At 67.8% G+C, this 16,839-nt stretch carries 14 protein-coding genes; 2 read left to right on the plus strand and 12 right to left on the minus strand.

What is annotated here, in order from left to right; genetic code table 11:
* Entirely contained in the window at positions 1-708 is a 708-nt protein-coding gene (locus tag HUA76_RS23585) for a hypothetical protein (RefSeq protein WP_217440071.1), read from the minus strand.
* A gap of 7 nt (positions 709-715) precedes the next feature.
* Here HUA76_RS23585 and HUA76_RS23590 point away from each other — a divergent pair, with 7 nt between their 5' ends.
* Positions 716-1,135, plus strand: coding sequence for a hypothetical protein (locus HUA76_RS23590; RefSeq protein ID WP_174462136.1), 420 nt, complete (start codon positions 716-718; stop codon positions 1,133-1,135).
* 439 nt (positions 1,136-1,574) lie between these two features.
* Here HUA76_RS23590 and HUA76_RS23595 read toward each other — a convergent pair whose 3' ends face one another.
* The 11 genes from HUA76_RS23595 to HUA76_RS23645 all read right to left on the minus strand — a co-directional run bounded on the left by HUA76_RS23595 (position 1,575) and on the right by HUA76_RS23645 (position 14,757).
* Entirely contained in the window at positions 1,575-2,435 is an 861-nt protein-coding gene (locus tag HUA76_RS23595; RefSeq protein WP_174462137.1) for a hypothetical protein, read from the minus strand.
* 3 nt (positions 2,436-2,438) lie between these two features.
* Positions 2,439-2,828 carry a hypothetical protein gene (locus HUA76_RS23600; protein WP_174455379.1) on the minus strand — a complete coding sequence of 130 codons (390 nt, stop codon included), beginning with the start codon at positions 2,826-2,828 and terminating at the stop codon, positions 2,439-2,441.
* Positions 2,829-2,843: 15 nt separating this feature from the next.
* Positions 2,844-4,112, minus strand: coding sequence for a phage tail sheath C-terminal domain-containing protein (locus HUA76_RS23605; protein ID WP_246136933.1), 1,269 nt, complete (start codon positions 4,110-4,112; stop codon positions 2,844-2,846).
* A 329-nt stretch (positions 4,113-4,441) separates the two neighbouring features.
* On the minus strand, positions 4,442-4,948 hold the full coding sequence (locus HUA76_RS23610) for a hypothetical protein (protein WP_141640603.1): 507 nt from the start codon (positions 4,946-4,948) through the stop codon (positions 4,442-4,444).
* A 236-nt stretch (positions 4,949-5,184) separates the two neighbouring features.
* Positions 5,185-6,726, minus strand: a complete 1,542-nt coding sequence (locus HUA76_RS23615) for a DUF1501 domain-containing protein (RefSeq protein ID WP_174462138.1) — start codon at positions 6,724-6,726, stop codon at positions 5,185-5,187.
* Positions 6,727-6,729: 3 nt separating this feature from the next.
* On the minus strand, positions 6,730-8,400 hold the full coding sequence (locus HUA76_RS23620; RefSeq protein WP_174462139.1) for a DUF1800 family protein: 1,671 nt from the start codon (positions 8,398-8,400) through the stop codon (positions 6,730-6,732).
* Between the two features lie 108 nt (positions 8,401-8,508).
* A complete protein-coding gene (locus tag HUA76_RS23625; RefSeq protein WP_174462140.1) occupies positions 8,509-8,985 on the minus strand; it encodes an MEKHLA domain-containing protein in 477 nt (158 codons plus the stop codon).
* Positions 8,986-9,010: 25 nt separating this feature from the next.
* The gene (locus HUA76_RS23630; protein WP_174462141.1) at positions 9,011-10,747 is read right to left on the minus strand and encodes a thiamine pyrophosphate-dependent enzyme; all 1,737 of its coding nucleotides are present in this window, start codon (positions 10,745-10,747) and stop codon (positions 9,011-9,013) included.
* 277 nt (positions 10,748-11,024) lie between these two features.
* Positions 11,025-12,917, minus strand: a complete 1,893-nt coding sequence (locus HUA76_RS23635) for a hypothetical protein (RefSeq protein WP_174462142.1) — start codon at positions 12,915-12,917, stop codon at positions 11,025-11,027.
* Positions 12,918-13,092: 175 nt separating this feature from the next.
* A complete protein-coding gene (locus tag HUA76_RS23640; protein ID WP_254614449.1) occupies positions 13,093-13,608 on the minus strand; it encodes a DUF3105 domain-containing protein in 516 nt (171 codons plus the stop codon).
* 54 nt (positions 13,609-13,662) lie between these two features.
* Positions 13,663-14,757 carry a DHH family phosphoesterase gene (locus HUA76_RS23645; protein ID WP_174462143.1) on the minus strand — a complete coding sequence of 365 codons (1,095 nt, stop codon included), beginning with the start codon at positions 14,755-14,757 and terminating at the stop codon, positions 13,663-13,665.
* A 238-nt stretch (positions 14,758-14,995) separates the two neighbouring features.
* Here HUA76_RS23645 and HUA76_RS23650 point away from each other — a divergent pair, with 238 nt between their 5' ends.
* Positions 14,996-16,828 carry a M2 family metallopeptidase gene (locus HUA76_RS23650; RefSeq protein ID WP_174462144.1) on the plus strand — a complete coding sequence of 611 codons (1,833 nt, stop codon included), beginning with the start codon at positions 14,996-14,998 and terminating at the stop codon, positions 16,826-16,828.
* Positions 16,829-16,839: the final 11 nt, after the last annotated feature.

The following is a 16,839-nucleotide window of genomic DNA, read 5'->3' on the forward strand; positions in this document are numbered from 1 at the left end:
TCAGACCTCCAGTCCGTGACGGCGTGCCGTCTCGCGAAGGATGTCCACCAGCGCGTCTTCCAGCGTGCGCCGGTCCATGCCCGCCGTCGCCGTCTCCGTGCCCAACTGCACGTTCACGTTGAACGTGTTGCGAACCGCCGCGTTCGCACCGGAGTCCACGGCGGGAGTCGAGGCGGGACGCGAGGAGCGCTCGACGGTAAGGGCCTCGTGGGTGACTTGCTGGGCTCGCTCCAGGACGGGCGTCAGCCCCTGGCTCACCTGGCGCACGACCTGGGATGTGGCCAGCGCGGCCGGTGGCACCGCGCGCTCCGGCTCGGGCGACGACGGAGGGGCCACGGGCGCGGCTTCCGTGGGCGGAAGGAAGGTGAGGCGGGACCTGGGTCGTGAGACGGCGGGCGCGGCGGGACGCACCACGGGCGTGGACTGCGCGACTGACCCTGGCGCCCGGAACGCGGCGGGAGTCGATGACAGCACGCGCATGACGGGCGTCGCGGACGGGAGGCTCGTGTGAGCCTCGACGGCTGCGGAGGGGGGACGCGGGGTGACCCCGGCCGGAGTGCTCGCCTCGTAGCGAGGTGCGTCCGCTGTCACTTCGCGAGCCGCGGGCGGCACGTTCGAGGAAGCATCTTCGCCGCGTGAGGGCAGGGGACTGGCGCGCTGGAGCGTGGGGACGCTCTCGCTCGCCGAGGTCTCGGCGGGGAGCGGCATCGGTCGCATGAGTCGCACGACCTGTCGCTTGGGCGACCGGGGCTCGGTGGCCTTGATGGAGACGCGGAGTCCCTCGGACGAATCGCTGCTCGTGGCGAGCGACTCCGGAGGGGCACTCAGGGGGGACGAGCTGGCTGTTGATTCGACGCCATCGCTCGGAGTCCGCGCCGCGACAGGCGCTTCGTCCGTGCTCCTGTCCCCCATGCCCGAGCGCTTCGACGGACCCGCCGAGAACTCCGAGGGCAACGAAGTCGATGCGCCCGCGTGGAGTGTGGCTGCGTCGAACCTCACCGGGTGGCTCGCACCGGAGTTCACCGAGTGCGTGTCGTCGCCGGGAGCCAGCTCGGAGACTCGCGCGTCGCTCGCGAGGGGAACACCGGCGCGCTTCCCGGACGAAGGCAGGTCGTGCGCCGGAGAGGAGGAATGACCCTCATCGGACGTGGGCGCACGACTCACGGACCTCGAGACCTCGGATGCGGAGACCGGCGTCACCGCGGGCCGCGAGGGCGCGACGGACCGGGGAGCGATAGGGGCCGAAGGGACGCTGATGGGCTCAGGTCGAGCGACGAGAGGCCCGGAGGGGCGCTGTCCATGAGGACCCGGAGCTGCATCCACCTCGCCGCTGGACCGTGAAGGCGAGAGGAGACCGGTGGGCCGAGCCGTCGCCGGTGCCTCCACTCCGGGACGCACGGTGGTCGCATCGCTGCCGGAGGTCGGCGCTGACGCCTCGTCAGGTGAAGGCTCGCCTTGCTCCGAAGCATGAGGAGCAAGCTTGACGCCGAGCTGTCGGGCGACACCTTCGAGTGCTCGAAACGCCGGGCGGGCCAGTCGCGAGGTCAGCTCGGTGGTGGTGAACGTCGTGCGCATCAGTCGTCCTCCACCTGAATGACCACCGCGTCGGGAAAGTCGGAGAGTCTCCTCGGCCGCGAAGTCGGGGCCGGGGCGGGAGCACCAGGCTCCGTGAGCTGCAACATCGCGAGCAGCCGGTCCACCTCGGCGGCGGGGGTTGCCCAGACCTGGGAAGGTGTCCACCCCAGGGCACGACAGAGCTTCAACGTCACTTCCGCGAGGACCCGGGCTTGTTTGCCCGAGGCACGCATCGTGCGGTCTTCATCGCGCTCGTCCCCCGCGTTGAGCGCGACCACGCCGTCCAGCAGCGCGGCGGTGCTGGCCCCATCCAGCGTCTCCAGGGGCGCCGTGGGAAAGTGCTCCACGACGGAGCTGGAGAGCATCGAGCGCAGGTAGCGCTCCAGGCTGAGTTCCCTCGAGCCATCGGGCTGCGACGTCAGGCTCTCCTCGAGCGCCCGGGAGCGCTCGGAGAACGTCCAGGGCCGCAGTCGGGCACGCACCGCTCCCGCCTGCACCCATCCCGGTGGAAGCGTCCCGGGCGAAGGCTCCTGTGCCCCGCCCGAGGCCCACCACAACGCGAGGGGCGCCAGCTCCGCGTGGAGCGACTCCGGCACCCCTGAGTTCCGCAGCACGTCGGCGGCGAAACCGTCGGCGTCGAAGGCCAGTCCCGCGCCATCGAGCCGCGCATGAAGGTCGAGCGCCCGCAGGTGCGCCTCGAAGCTCCATGGATGGAGCGCGAGACGTTCGCCCGTGGAGCACTCCACCTCCAGGGGCCCGGAGTTGACTCCGGGGTGGAGGTGGAAGGTCCGGCCGTCGATCTCCAGGGAGATCGGCGCCGCACCGGACTCCGTGCGTGAGCTGGCGGGCGACTCCCTCACGGACTATTCCTCGCGGATGCGGGTCGCCGTGAAGGCGTACGTCGTGGCGGCGCTGCCGTGCGCGTCCATCTGGAAGGACTTGCCCTCGACGAAGCAGTCGTCGAAGGACAGGGTGCGCGTGTCGTCCGTGCCCTCGGTGCGCTTGAGGTTCGCCACGAGCTGGAACTTGCCGCGCTCGGAGAGCAGGGTGTCCAGCTTCACGGCCGCGGAGCGGATGACCAGCTCACCGACGACGGTGCGCAGGCCGAAGATGACGTCGACGCGCTCGTTGGACCCGATGGCGCGAATGTCCTCGCGCTCGGTGACCACTCGGAATGCGATGGATTGGAGGCCGTCCACGGCCTCTCCGTCGACGAGGATGCTGCTACGGTTGGCTGAGAATACCGTTGGCATCGGTGCGTTCCTTCATCAGACCTGGACCGTGATGGTCGCGTAGATGTAGTCGATGGCGCGGACGGGTCTGACGGCCATGTTGACCCTGACGATTCCGAGCGCGAAGTCCGCCTGCGAGGAATAGACCTCCACCTTGAAGGCGGGATCCTTCCCGTCGGTGGAGGGGACGATGGCGCCGTCCTTCTGCATCTGCACCAGCGCCTCCACCAGCTTCTGCTTCAGGGCGCTGCGCCCGTCGGCGTTGTTGAGCAACCCGATGAACAGGTCGCCCACCATCTTCAGCGTGCGCACCGCGCGGTCCGCGACGCGGCGGACGTTGATCTGATCTCCGTCCGTCGTCAGGCCACGCACGACGATGGTGCCCCGACCGCGCTCGGTGACGACGGGGACGACGAAGGCACGCAACAGCGCCTTCTGGTCCTCCACGCCCACCAGCAGTTCGTTCAGTCCGGAGACGCGCTTGAACGTGGGGGACTGGTGCGGCGCCAGGCTCCCCACCATGCCGGCGACCGCGCCCACCGTGCCGTGAGGCGCGACGAGCACGAACCGGTCGCTGACCAGGTTGGCGGCGAGCTGCGTGTTCTCCGCCATCGTCCCGGCGGGAGGAACCTGTCCGAAGCCGAGGCGGCCCTTGCTCTCGCTGCTCAGCGTGTTGCAGTGGCTGATGACGTCGCCGTAGATGCGCGTCAGCTTGGTCCGGTCGGAGAAGTCCTGCACCGCGGCCAGCACCAGGTCCACGTCCGGCTGGTCCTTCAGTCGGCCCAGCGCCGTGGCGTAGTCGTCCGGCGTGGCGTCCTTGCCCGTGGCCAGCGTGTACGTGCCCGCGGTGGGCCAGCCCACGCCCTTCGTCGTGTCGATGCGGATGAACGACGACGTGTCCAGCGACGAGGTCAGCGACGCGGAGTTGACGTTGCGCAGCACCTCCACCGAGCCGCTGGAGGGGTGGGTGACCTCCAGGTCGAACGACACCGACAGGTCGATGTTGTCACGGTAGGTGACCTTCAGCGTGATTCCGTTGGCCCACAGGCCTGGGACTCTCGCGATGAAGGTGGCGCCAAACTTATCGCCGACGTGCCCCGGCGGATATTTGCTGTTGTCGGCCGCGACGGCGATCGTCGCGGCGGTGCCCGCGGTGGCGGGCAGGGGGGAAATCACCAGCTCGGAGACGCCATTGTCCAGCGCCTGGCGCGCCTCCGGGAGGCTGTAGGCGCTCGCGCGCCCGGCCACCTCCAGGAAGCGAGACCAGCTGCTGGCTCGGACGACCTTGCCGTTGGCTGACTCCAAGAAGCCTGTGATTCCAAGAACCCCAGACGGTGCAAGCTGTTGGGGCAACACTTCCTTGACGACCGTGACCTGGACACCAGGAATGATGAGACCTGTGGCCATACGCTCCCCGACCCTCGCCAGCGAGGGGGTGGAAATCCCTGCTCCGGGTGCAGGTTCCCTGGACCGCGTGCCTGGGCTTGCGCCCACCCCTGATGGGGGACGGTCCTATTCATAGACACTGATTTGAGAAAAGCGTGCGCAGGGCCGTGACGACACGCTGGAATTCCTGGCGGCGAGCCATGACGCCCGCGACACACCAGGAGATGCGACAGACGACAGGGGTTGAATCAGGGATTGGTGGCGGGAATCTGCACACCCGTCTTGCGCAGCGCGGCGATGGTGGTGGCCGCCAGCGTGGAGAGTTCGCCGATGATGGCCTTGCCCACGTTGAGCAGCAGGTCGACGATGGCGACGATGTGCTCGACACCCGCGCCCACGAAGTCGACGATGATGTTCAGGAAGCGCTGTCCCGTCAGCGCCAGGTTCCGCGCGGAGTCAGGCAGCAGGTCCAGCGTGGAGTTCACCAGGTCTCGGCCCGCTTCCAGCACGTCCTTGATGGACGTGACGACCTGCGGATCCATCAGCGGCTTGATGAGACCTTCGACTTGTTTGAGCACCGAGCTCAGTACATTGCGTACCGGCGTCCAGATGACGGAAATCTTGTCGGTGATGCTCTTGAATCCCGTACCGCTCACGGCCAGATACAGTTTGTACAGCGCCTGTTCGACCTGGATGGCGATGTTGTCCACTGTAGCCAAAGCGTCGGAAACGTTCGCCGCTGCGTCTGCTGCCATGGATATGTCCCCCTCAAGTGAAAATGAGTGCGCTCATGCGAAACATGAACGCATGCGCACAGTATGTTAGCGAACACTCCGGTTTCAAGGGTTTATCAGGTAGGGCACGAAACAACGGTTCGGCCCTACCATTTCCGGGTTGTCATTGCTGACCCTGGCTCAAGGTGACGCAGGGGGTCGAGGGGCGCGGGGTGGATGAAGGGGAGGTGACCCCGCGCCCCTCTGAGAACCGTCGCTCAGGGGTCCGGCAGGAGGAACGGAATCCGGTAGGCGCGCGCGGCGGCGGGGAAGCCTCCGGAGGTTGCGGCGGCGACGTAGTCGGTGAGATTGGGGAAGGCATGGTCGCGATCAGCGACGCCGCTCAGCCCCAACCACGACGCCAGGGTAAAGCCGTATTGGTCCACGGAGAGTGAAGGCAACCAGCGGCCCTTGGCGTCGACGGAGTCCAGGTTGTTCACGGCGCCGGCGGACAGGTCCAGGTTGGGGAAGGTGCCGTGGAGGCGGCGGCCCTGCACCCGGTCTCCCAGGACGATGGCGTGGCTGCCCCAGCCGTGGTCGGAGCCCTTGTCTGAGTTCTCAGCCAGGGTCCGGCCAAAGTCGCTCATGGTGAAGAGCGTGGCCTGGGGAGGATTCACTCCGAAGACGCCCTCGGTCTTCAGGCGGGTCATCGCCTTCTGGAAGGCGTCCAGCGCGAAGTCGACCTGGAGGAGCAGCGCCGTCTGCGTGGCGTCCTGGCCCACGTGGGTGTCGAAGCCGCCGAGCCCCACGGAGAACATCTGTCGGCGCACGCCCAGCCCTCCGCTCGTGGACGGCACGGCGCCGGCGACCAGGTCGCGTATCACCTGGTAGAGCTGCGTGTGCAGCGTCCAGCCCGTCGTGCCTTGCGGCGGGGTGAAGTAGCCGTCGATGTCGAGCCGCGCCTCGTTGGGAAGCGCGTCCCACGCGGCGGCGCGCGCGGTGGCTCGAGCGGAGGCGAAGGTCTGCGCGGTGGTGAAGACGCCACCGTAGGAGGCCTCCAGCGTGACGCCACGGTCCAGGGCCACGATGTCCGCGAGCGCCTCCGAGCGGAGGGTGTTGAAGTCCGCGTCGGACGTCCCCTTCATCTCGAGCACGCCGGAGGAGGACACCATCATCGGCTGTCGCTCGGCGCCGCCGGAGTACAGGGCCTTGCCGCCGAAGGAGGTCACCTCCGGATAGTCACCGGGGTTGTGCGTGTGGAGGCGGTCGGCGGTGCGTCCGCCCCAGCCGGTGGCCTTGCCCTCGAGCGCTGGGGGCAGGTCCACGGTGGAGGGGTTGGAGATGCCGCTGGCCCAGGCGTCCTGCTGGTCGCTGTGAGAGAAGAGGTTGTCGGGGCGGGGCACATCGCCCAGCTCGTAGTTGACCTTGCGCATGGGGAGGGTGAGCGGCCCCACGTTGCAGACGAAGGCCGCGCGCTCCTGCTCGAACAGCGCCTGGAGCTTCTCCAGCGAGGGATGGAGCCCATAGGCGCCCGGCGCCAGGCCCACGGGGTTGATGGGCCGCAGGTCGTTCAAGGGGATGCCGAGCGTGGAGCGCGCGTCGAGATATTGCGCGTGGATGCCGGCGTCCCGGGGGACGAGGACGTTGTTGGTGTCATTGCCACCCAGCAGAAAGACACACACCGTCGCGCGGTAGCCGGCGTAACCGGACAGCGTCGCGGCGGCGGCGTTCCCGAGCCAGCCGGGCATGGGGGAGGAGACCGCCAGATATCCCAGGCCCAGCGAGGTGCCACGGAGGAATTGTCGTCGTGAGAAGCTCATGGGCTACCTCTGGATCTGGAATTCGGGAGCGAGGGACGTGAGGTAGACGGCGAGCTTCTTCCTGCGCAGGGTGTCGCCGGCATCCGGGTGGGAGATGGCATTGAGGACGATGTCCCGCAGCTCCGGAGACATGGTGCCGTGCAGGAAGTAGCGGTTGAGCCACTGCACGGTGTCGCTGGAGTTGACGGGGAGGATGTCCAGGTCGATGAGGACGCCCGCGTTGGCCGTGGCCGCCGCGAAGAGCAGGTCATGCGTCACATTGGCGCGCGCGGTGACGGTGGCCGTGTCCAGGATGGCGAACTCGGGACCGAGCAGACCTCCTCCTCCCGGGGCGGGCGCGTTGGGCGGGTAGTAGCTGAAGACAGACGGAGGCTGGGGCACGTATTGCCCCATGGATTGGCTCCAGGAGCTCAGCTTCGCGCCGGGGTCCAACGTGCCCGTCGTGTCGAGCGTTCCCTTCAGGCCGCGGACGAGCGTGGTGACGTGGAGCGCGGGCGAGCGCAGGTGGCCGAAGGTCGCGAGCTGCGCGGCGGGAGGCACGGGGCCCCGGGCCTCGTCGTGCTGGAGGATTCTGCGGATCACCGCGCGCAGGTCTCCCCGGACGTCGCTGCCATTGTTCTTGAAGATGTTGACCACGTCCTGCACGTACTCGGGGCTGGGGTTGCTGGTGACCAGGTGCTGGATGAGCTGCTTGCAGATGAACGGCGGCAGGTTCGGGTCGTCGAAGACGTTGTCGAGCGCCTCTTTCAGGTGCTGACGAGGCGTGCCGTTGGCGGTGGTCCACACGCCCCGGAGCAGCTCCTTGGACGTGCTGTTGTGGTTCACCGCGCAGTCCATCATCGGCGCCGCGTAGGTCGGCGGATTCGTCCGGCCGATGGTCGGGCAGGTGGGGCCGGCATAGGTCCAACCGGAGAGGGCGTGGGCGAACGCCTGGACCTGCGCCTCGGTGTAGGACGGCGTCGTGCGGCCCAGGTTGTCGAGCACCGGGGTGCCGTTCTCATTCAGCTTGTGGAGGCCGAGTGTGAAGAGCTGGAGCATCTCCCGCGCGTAGTTCTCGTTGGGCTCGATGGGCTGGCCATTGGGCTTGAAGGCCCGGTTGTTGGCCATGTCCAGGTACGTGCCCATGGCGGGGTGCAGCGTCACGTCCTCCAGGAGCTGGCGGAAGTTGCCGAACGCGCGCTGGGACAGGAGGTTGAGGTAGCTGGCCATCGCCACGCGCGGCTCGGGCTCCGGCGTGGACATGACGTTGGGGATGCCGTTCTGGGAGACGACGAGAATCTGGCTCAGGGCGAAGGCGATGCGCAGCCGGAGCTGGTCCTGTCCATGGACGGCATGGAAGAAGAACTGCGAGCCCAGGTCCTTCGTCGCAAGGCCGTCGAAGGTGGAGCGCGGCGCGGCGAATTGGTCGGTGATGGCCTGACGGATGCCCACCGTCATGACGTGCTCGACGGTGTCGATGGGCGGCGTCGGGGCGCCAAAGGCCTGCCGGGGTCCGAAGGTCGCCTGCTCCAGGAAGCGCAGGGTGTTGGGCTCGGTGGGCGTCTCGAGGGGCTCGGCGTGCTGCTCCTGTTGTCCTGGCGCGTCGAGCGGTGGGGTATGGGAGGTGGGCGGGCCCTCGTCGGGTGCGCATGCGGCCACGCACACGGCGAGGGTGAGAGTGAGGCGTCGAATCATCCGGAGGTACTCCTTCAGTGGGTCCACGAAGGGGGAGAGGACTCCCCCGGGAACAAAAACACTGAAGTCCGGAAATAGTTGCGCTCCCCGGTGGGGATTCCGAGGGCTCTAGAGAGGCCCGGGCCAGACGAGGGCGCCCAGGCCGACGAGCCTGTCGGCCTCGTCGTGTAGCAGCCAGAGTTCGGCATCGCGAATCCGGAAGAGTTTTCCGCCCTTGGTGATGCGGACGCCCGTATAGCCGAGGATGGAGCCTTTCTCGTACGTGGCCTTCACGGCGGCGTCGCGGTCCTCCTGCCCTTCGGGAGTGGCGCTGTGCCGGGCGGGCGTGGAGAGGAACTCCTCGGGTGTGTAGCCGAAGTGCTGGGAGGCGGAGGCGTTGGTGTAGAGGTAGAGCGGGTCCTCGCTCGCGTCCTGGGCGAGCAGCATGAACGGGGCCTGGGTGTGAACCCATTCCAGCCGGGCTTCTGGAGGCGCTCCCTCCAGGTGAGGGGGACAGAAGCCGACGCCCAGCGGCTTGCCACGCTTCCGCTGGTAGGACGCATCCATCATCTTCAGGAGGGGCAGGACGATACGCTGTTCTCTCATCGGGTGTGCTCCTTGGGAGAAGAGGTCAGAGGTTTCCGGCGCGTGGATTGAGTCCGAGGACCTGCTCGGTATCGACGGGGACCGTCACGAGGATGGACTTGCCGGACTGCTCGCGGTGGAGACCCAGGATCTCCTCGAGGTTGGTCAGGTCGGGCTTCAAGTCGAAGGCCGCCCAACCGCAGGCGCGCGCCATCTCGCCGAAGTCCATCCGCGTCAGCTGGGTGTGATGGCGGGAGGGGCCCACGTCCGGGAGGATGGTGGGCAGGGCCTGCTCGACGATGCCGTAGCTCGCGTTGTCGAGCACGAACAGCAACAGGTCCAGGGCGCTGGCCTCGGAAAGACAGCCGGCGAAGAGGCGGAAGCAGCCGTCTCCCGTGAAGCCCACGACATGGCTTTGGGGCGTGGCCAGCTTCGCGCCGATGCTCAAGCCCAGGACGTTGCCCATCGCGGAGCCCCGGTAGAGCGAGAAGAAGCGGGTGTTGGGGTGGGGGCGCTGGGTGACGTACTGGCGATCCTTGTAGGAGAGACAGACGTCATCGAAGCCGAGGGTGTTGGGGGCCCACAGGGAGTCGAGCCGACTGAAGAACTGGCGCATGTCCACGAAGCCGGGCCGAGGCGGCTTGCGTTCGGAGGTGTTGAGGTTCGGAGGGGCGGGGCGGGTGCGCAGGGGGCGCGGCGGATGGCTCTCCAGGTGTTCGACGAGCGAGTGGAGCGCGCTCTCCAGCGGGGTCACCCATTGGCGGAAGGCATGACGCGCGCGGTGGGCGAAGCTCCCATTGTGTTGGCCGTAGCCGTCCTCGATGGAGGTGATGACGAAGGTATGGCCGGCCTGGAACTTCTCCAGATTGACGGTGTACTCGTCCGGACAGGCGCCGAGCACGAGCAGCACGTCGTCCTCGCCAATGCTCTTCCACACCGCCATGGCCGCGTCATTTCCTCCGAAGGAGATGTAGCCATGTCCCATCGTGTTTCCGCGCTCGACGCCATTCGCGCCGTTGATGCTCCAGACCAGCGGTGCGCCCAGCTGTTGGGACAGCCGTGTCGTGAGTCGTTGGGCATGGGGGACGCGCGCCAGCTCCTCTCCGGCCAGGATGATGACCCGGCGCCCGTCGAGCTCCGAGCGGATGGACTCCACGAGCTCCTGGACCTGGGAAGGGTTGGCTTTGGCGGGACGGATGGCGGAGAAGTGGCACCGCTCCATGCCGGTGGGGCGCTTGAGGACGCCAGGCTCGATGACGAGGACAATGGGCTTGTAGCGCTGGAGTCTGTGCTGGGCCTGCAGGAGCTGCTGGACGATGGTCCCCGGCTGGTCGAGCACGAAAACGCCCTGGGGGATTTCGGCCTGGAGCTGCGGGATGATGTTGTTGCCCAGCGCGGAGGTGTCCTGGATGGGACTGCGCCCTTCGGCCGTCGCCGACGAGATGGGGACGAGGAAGACGGCGGGAATGTCGTGCAGCTTGGCGTCGGTCAGCCCGCATGAGAGCAGCTTCGTCGCCGCGCCCGTCGTGGCGACACAGCAGCCCAGCGCTCCGGTCGCCAGATAGCTGCCCAGCGGAACGAAGCCCGCGGCGTACTCCCCCAGGGTGAAGAGGCGCAGCGCACCGTCGGGTGGAGAGCTGGCCATGCCGGGATGCGGCTCCAGGTTCCGGAGGAAATGCAGCAGGCCGCCTCCCGTGACGCCCGTGCAGGTCGTGATACCCCAGGCGCTCAATGCATTCAGGACCACTTCGTAGCCGGTCAGCCCGCGATTGGATGTGTTCATTGCGATGAGACTAGGGGGGCGTTCGTCGATCTGCATGGCAATGATTGTTTTTTAAATTCGCGCCAGGGGAGATGGATTGCCCGCATGTCGGGCTCGATTGCGGGGTTTGCTTGTGATTGATTGCGGGACGTGGCGTGAGGCAAGCCCGGCGGCACCCCGCAGACACAGCGGGGTGCGGGTGTCGTTGCTCGGACCTGTCGGGGAGGAAGACTGTCGGGCCGGGAGCGAGCGCGCGGTGGGAGGTCCCGCCGGGCTCGGCTCCTCGAGCCCTGGGGTGCTACCAGGTGATGGCGTCCAGGTGGACGGTGCCCGTCCATCCGCTGTTCGTCGTGAACTCGACCCCGAGTTGGTAGAGCGGTGTCGTGCTGTTGGTGGGCAGGGCCACCGTCACGGTGTTCCACGTTCCCGTCTGGAGGCTGCCCATCGCCGTCCAGCGCCCGGTGTAGCGCCAGCCGCCTGGCTCTCCTTCCAGTGCGAAGGGCTGGATGGCGGTGATGCCACTGCCGCTGGGAATCCAGACGCGGAACGTCACGGTCGCCCCGCGAGGAACGGGGGCGGTGAGGACGGACACGACGCCCGTTCCCGAGGTCCCGCTGAAGGGCACCGCGAGTGAGCGCGTCCCCGCCTGGGCTCGCGCCGTGGAGGACGTCGCGGCCTTGAGTGGGGCGCCCGAGGACGACCAGCCCTCGGTGCTGGACTCGAAGCCGTAGCCGCGAGTCGTGCTGCCGCCGTCGCTCGTCCCTGCGTCGGAGCCACCCGAACCGCCGTCGCGCGTGCCGCCGTCGTTCGTCCCGGCGTCGGAGCCACCCGAACCGCCGTCGCGAGTTCCGCCATCCGAGCCGCCGTCGCGCGTCCCGGCGTCGGTGCCCGCGTCGGTCCCTCCACCCGAGCCGCCATCAGCGCCTCCTCCCGCGCCGGGGAGGGTGGTGCCCGTGGCGGGGAGGGTCAGTCCACCCGCGAGGAGGAACGGGGCCGCGTGAGTCTTGAGGTAGGGCTGTCCATCCGCGCCCAGGTCATTCGGATACGAACTCTGTCCGCCCGCGCCCGCGCCGAAGAGGAGCGCGATGACGCCCGTGTTGGCGAACTTGCGGCGGTGCGCGTCGCCGCTCGTGCCGAAGAAGTATTCGGTGCGGTTGTCGCGATAGCCCGCGCGGGTGCTGCCGTCGTTGTTGATGTTGCGATGCTGGGAATTGCCGAGCGGAATCTGCCAGAGCACCCATCGCTTGCCGGTGGACTGGTTCATGAGCGTCAACCACTGCGCGTAGCGATTGAAGGAGCGCGAGGAGATGGAGGCGTTGTCACTGGCATCCCACCAGACGTCCTGGGCCCGCGTCAGCTTGTAGAAGTCCGCGTCGCGGTCCAGCGGGTCTCCGACGAGCACGTCGTAGGTGGCGCCCGTCACGTTGGTTCCAAGGCCCAGGGGTTTGAGGAAGTTGACGACCTTGTCCACCTCGGGCTGGAGCGGGTCGGTGACGGAGCAGCAGGAGATGTCCTTGCCGCTGGCCCACGCGGAGATGTGGATGCCGAGGATGACGTTGTTGGCGCCCACGGACTTGCGGAGCTGGAGGAAGGCGAGGCCCCAGCCGGCCACGGTGTTGGGGAGGCTCGCGAGCTCGGGCATTCCCGTGGCGGCGACCGCGGCATAGGCGTTGGGATTGGAGTTCGTCTGGAACTGGAGGAGCCCCACGGCGTCCGGTTCGATGTGAAGCAGCACCGGCTTGCCGAGCTCCTTCGCGCGCTGGAGCAGAATCTTCAGGTCGCCGAAGTAGCCGCGCATCGTGGCCGCGTTCTGCACCTTGGCGAGCGACTCGCCCTCACCACCGCCCGGCTCGGCGAACAGTTGGTAGAAGACGGGCGCGGGGAGGAAGCCCTGGGTCTTGGACTCATCGAGGAAGGCCTTCCCCCAGCTTCCATCGGGCTGCCCCCAACCCCAGTTGTCCACCCAGCCCTTGGTGAAGTAGCGGTAGCGCACGTCCCAGGGGACGCCGCTGTCTCGCATCCAGTTCTGACCTGCTTCCTCGAAGAGTCCCACGGCGAGGCGATTGGGCATCCCCGTGGGAACGGGGCCCTTCACACCCGGTGGTTGTGATTGAGCGAGGGCGGGCGACACGGCGGCTGTCAGCCACGCCAACGCCAGCACGGCGAGGTTTCGTCGGAGCGTTGGTTTCATGCCCCTGACTACAAATGGCTGGCAGTCGACAAACCGGTTGCCCGCACCCAGCGTCGGGACGCCTGCCCTCCGTACCGACGGGCGAGCCCCCGCATTCGTGGCCCGCGCCGCGAGGGGCAACTGTCATCCGCCGGAGCCACTCATGGGCTCCGAGCGAGGAGTCATGCGCGAGGTTTCACGGGCCCGGGCAGGCAAGGCCAGGCTCGGGGGCATCCGAGTCCTGATGTGCCAGGAGGCAGCGAAGGGCCTCCGGGTCCACGGCGTCCGCCAGGTACGTGCGTCGCCAGAGCAACGCGGCCACGCGCTGGGGCATCTGCGGGTCCTGCGCCACCAGGGCTCGGCGCACACCGTTTGCGCCCGTGGGCACGCTGGCCGCGGCGGCCTCGAGCTTCGCGACCTCGTCGGGACAGCCGTCGGGGCAGTTGTAGAGAAACACCGCGTGCCCGTGCTCCAGGTTGTGGACGTACAGGCAGCGAGACACGGGCTCCGCGTAGACTCCGCAGCGCGCCACGTTGCCGCAGTGCGGGCCGGAGTTCGGTGGATTCTCTCCGTTGCCGCAGGCCGGGCTGTCGCAGACGGCCAGGTGGCCGGACGAGGTCTGCGCGGAGAGCGGGAAGCTGTATTGCTCGCAGCCGCGAAGTTCCCCGTCATCCGAGGAGTCGCACGCGGACAGCGACACGAGCGCGAGCAGCGAAGGGAGCACGACGAGGGCGTGTTTGAGTGGCACGGCCCTTGTCATATCCCATCAGCCCGGGAACGCGCCTCGCCGCTCCACGTCTTGAGCGCGCAGTCCTGGAAGGCCCACGGCCTCCGCGAAGCGGAGGAAGTCGGGCTGGGACAAGCTCCCACCCGTGGCGTGGGCGTGGCCCGCTGTGAGCGCGTCTCCCAGCGCGGAAGGCGCCAGTCCCTGGAGGAGGGTCATCGGGTCTCGGGTCGCCTGGCTGCGCAGCGCGAAGTCCACGCGCCCGGGCAGGTAGCCCGTGTTGGCGGCGATGACCAGATGCTCGGGAAGGCGCTGCGCCCACCTCACGGCCACCAGGGGGTGTACCAGGGCCTCGGAGCTGAACAGCAGGAGCGCCACGTTCGTCGCGATGCGTGGAGGTGTCTTCGCGCAGCGTTCGACTTCCCGACGCACTTCCAGGCGGCAGTCGCGCAGTTCGTCCACGCCGGGCACGTGGCCGTCCGCGACGTCCTTCGCGTTGCGTGCGCGCAGGAGGACCTCCAGCGCCCTGGGTGCGGCGAAGCGCGCGGAGCGTCGCGCGGCGTTCACCAGGGACACCGTCTCCACCACGGCCTTGCGGTTCGCGCGTCGCAGCGCGTCCTTGAGGAACGGCATGGGCGCGTCGGTGCCGAGCGCGCCGGCCGAGCCGAGCACCGCGAGCCACTCCAGCGGCCCGGGCACGACGAGCGGTGACACGAGCACATAGGTGAGCAGGCTGGTGCTCGCGGCGGGCTCATGGCCGTGCGCGGAGAGGAGCCGAACCTCGGCGGGAAGCGGCTCGGTGTCTCGATGACGGTCCACGACGAGCGTGGGGAGGAGAGGTGTCGCCCGGCTGCCCATGGCGAGCACGATGAGGGCTTCGGGCGAGGAGGCGCGGACCCGCTCGAGGAACCCTGGCGAATGGGCATGCTCTCCCTTTCCCGGCACGCGGAGGGCGCCGGATGCACCCAGCGCTTCCAGGGCACGGACGATGAGCACGCCGGACGCGAGCCCATCCACCTCCGAGTGGGGCACCACGAGCACCCGCTTCCCTCGCTGTTGTTCCATGAAGCGACGGGCCTCGGTGAGTGCGTCCTCGGGCGCGGGCCAGGTCGGGTCCTTCGTGTGTCCAAGCAGCATGGCTTCAAAGCTGTAACGCGGCCTGGGGACTCGGGAGGGAGAGGGCAGGGGACTCGCCTGCTCCACGGGCGGGCCCTGGGGCGCGTGTCGTCCCTTTCGTCCGGGGCGCTCGATGCCGCTTTCGCGTTGCGTCAGTCGGTGACGAGGCCGGACGCCGACGTGGTGGGAGGGACGCGCAGGTGCTTGAGGGCCTACTTTCGGGATGTCATTGGCCGGCGGTTCCTCTACGGTCCGCCCCATGAAACGGACCCGACTTCCGCAGTCATTGCTGCGCTCGGCCCTCGCGGCCATGGTGCTGACCGCCGTCCCGGGCTTTGCCCAGGCGCCCGCCGCGAAGGCCACGCCCGAGGAGGCGAAGCAGTTCGCCGAGAAGGTGAACGCGGACCTCAAGCGGCTATGGACGAAACAGGCCACCGCCGAGTGGATCAAGTCCACGTACATCACCGATGACACCGAGCGGAACGCCGCCTACGTCAACGAAGAGGTGCTCGGCTACGTCAACGGCGCCATCAAGGACTCGCGCCGCTTCGACGGCCTGAAGCTCGATGCGGACACCGCGCGCATGCTGCACCTGCTGCGCGTGTCCCAGGCGTTGCCGGCGCCCTCGGACGCGAAGAAGCGCGCGGAGCTGGCGACGACGGCCGCGAAGCTGGAAGGACTCTACGGCAAGGGCAAGTACTGCGGCGCCGACGGCAAGGGCAAGTGCAGGGATTTGGAGGAGCTGTCGGACGTCATGGCGGAGAGCCGTGACTACAACGCGCTGCTGGATGCGTGGCAGGGCTGGCACTCCATCTCCAAGCCCATGCGCCCGCTCTACCAGCAGCTGGTGAGCATCTCCAACGACGGCGCCAAGGACATCGGCTTCAACGACCTGGGCACGCTGTGGCGCTCCGGTTACGACATGCAGCCCGCCGAGTTCGAGAAGGAGGCCCAGCGCCTGTGGGGCCAGGTGAAGCCCCTGTATGACGACCTGCATTGCTATGTGCGGGGCCGGCTGGCGAAGCAGTACGGCGCGGAGAAGGTTCCTTCGGGCAAGCCCATTCCGGCGCACCTGTTGGGCAACATGTGGGCCCAGGAGTGGAACAACATCTACCCCCTGGTGGAGCCGTTCCCCGGTCAGGCCAGCCTGGACGTGGACTCCGAACTGAAGAAGCAGGACTACGACCCGCTGAAGATGGTGCGGCTGGGTGAGAAGTTCTTCACCTCGCTGGGCCTCAAGCCGCTCCCGGAGTCGTTCTTCGAGCGCTCCCAGTTCACCAAGCCGAAGGACCGGGACGTCGTCTGCCACGCCAGCGCCTGGGACGTGACGTACGAGAACGACCTGCGCATCAAGATGTGCATCAAGCCCACCGAGGAGGACCTCGTCACCATCCACCACGAGCTGGGTCACAACTACTACTACACGTACTATTACAACCTGCCCGTGCTCTATCAGGCCGGCGCGAACGACGGCTTCCACGAGGCCATTGGCGACGCGCTGACGCTGTCCATTACCCCCGCCTATCTCCAGCAGGTCGGTCTGCTGAAGGAAGTGGCGAAGAACGACAAGAACCTCATCAACCTCCAGATGAAGGACGCGCTGGAGAAGGTGGCGTTCCTGCCCTTCGGCCTGCTGGTGGACCAGTGGCGCTGGGAGGTCTTCTCCGGCCGGGTGAAGCCGGCGGACTACAACAAGTCCTGGTGGACGCTGCGCCAGAAGTATCAGGGCGTGGGCGCGCCGGTGGCTCGTTCCGAGCAGGACTTCGACCCGGGCGCCAAGTATCACGTGCCGGCGAACGTCCCCTACACGCGGTACTTCCTGGCCCGCATCCTCCAGTTCCAGTTCCACAAGGCGCTGTGTGAGGCTTCAGGTTTCAAGGGCCCTCTGCACGAGTGCTCCATCTACGGCAACAAGGAGGCCGGAAAGCGGCTCCAGGCGATGCTGGAATTGGGCGCGAGCAAGCCCTGGCCGGAGGCGCTCCAGGTCGTCACTGGAACGCGGAAGATGGATGCGACACCACTGCTGGATTACTTCAGCCCGCTGCGCCAGTGGTTGAAGGCCCAGAACAAGGGTCAGAAGTGCGGCTGGTAACGTGCTGAAGT

Origin of the sequence: Myxococcus sp. CA056, assembly GCF_013336715.1 — a bacterium.
Taxonomy (GTDB): Bacteria; Myxococcota; Myxococcia; order Myxococcales; family Myxococcaceae; genus Myxococcus; species Myxococcus llanfairpwllgwyngyllgogerychwyrndrobwllllantysiliogogogochensis.

What these genes read in the sequence shown, in the direction of transcription:
- HUA76_RS23585 (WP_217440071.1), bottom strand. Translation starts at nt 708, where the DNA reads ATGCCGCTCCCCGCCGAGACCTCGGCGAGCGAGAGCGTCCCCACGCTC.
- HUA76_RS23590 (WP_174462136.1), top strand. Translation starts at nt 716, where the DNA reads ATGAGTCGCACGACCTGTCGCTTGGGCGACCGGGGCTCGGTGGCCTTG.
- HUA76_RS23600 (WP_174455379.1), bottom strand. Translation starts at nt 2,828, where the DNA reads ATGCCAACGGTATTCTCAGCCAACCGTAGCAGCATCCTCGTCGACGGA.
- HUA76_RS23610 (WP_141640603.1), bottom strand. Translation starts at nt 4,948, where the DNA reads ATGGCAGCAGACGCAGCGGCGAACGTTTCCGACGCTTTGGCTACAGTG.
- HUA76_RS23615 (WP_174462138.1), bottom strand. Translation starts at nt 6,726, where the DNA reads ATGAGCTTCTCACGACGACAATTCCTCCGTGGCACCTCGCTGGGCCTG.
- HUA76_RS23620 (WP_174462139.1), bottom strand. Translation starts at nt 8,400, where the DNA reads ATGATTCGACGCCTCACTCTCACCCTCGCCGTGTGCGTGGCCGCATGC.
- HUA76_RS23625 (WP_174462140.1), bottom strand. Translation starts at nt 8,985, where the DNA reads ATGAGAGAACAGCGTATCGTCCTGCCCCTCCTGAAGATGATGGATGCG.
- HUA76_RS23630 (WP_174462141.1), bottom strand. Translation starts at nt 10,747, where the DNA reads ATGAACACATCCAATCGCGGGCTGACCGGCTACGAAGTGGTCCTGAAT.
- HUA76_RS23635 (WP_174462142.1), bottom strand. Translation starts at nt 12,917, where the DNA reads ATGAAACCAACGCTCCGACGAAACCTCGCCGTGCTGGCGTTGGCGTGG.
- HUA76_RS23645 (WP_174462143.1), bottom strand. Translation starts at nt 14,757, where the DNA reads ATGCTGCTTGGACACACGAAGGACCCGACCTGGCCCGCGCCCGAGGAC.
- HUA76_RS23650 (WP_174462144.1), top strand. Translation starts at nt 14,996, where the DNA reads ATGAAACGGACCCGACTTCCGCAGTCATTGCTGCGCTCGGCCCTCGCG.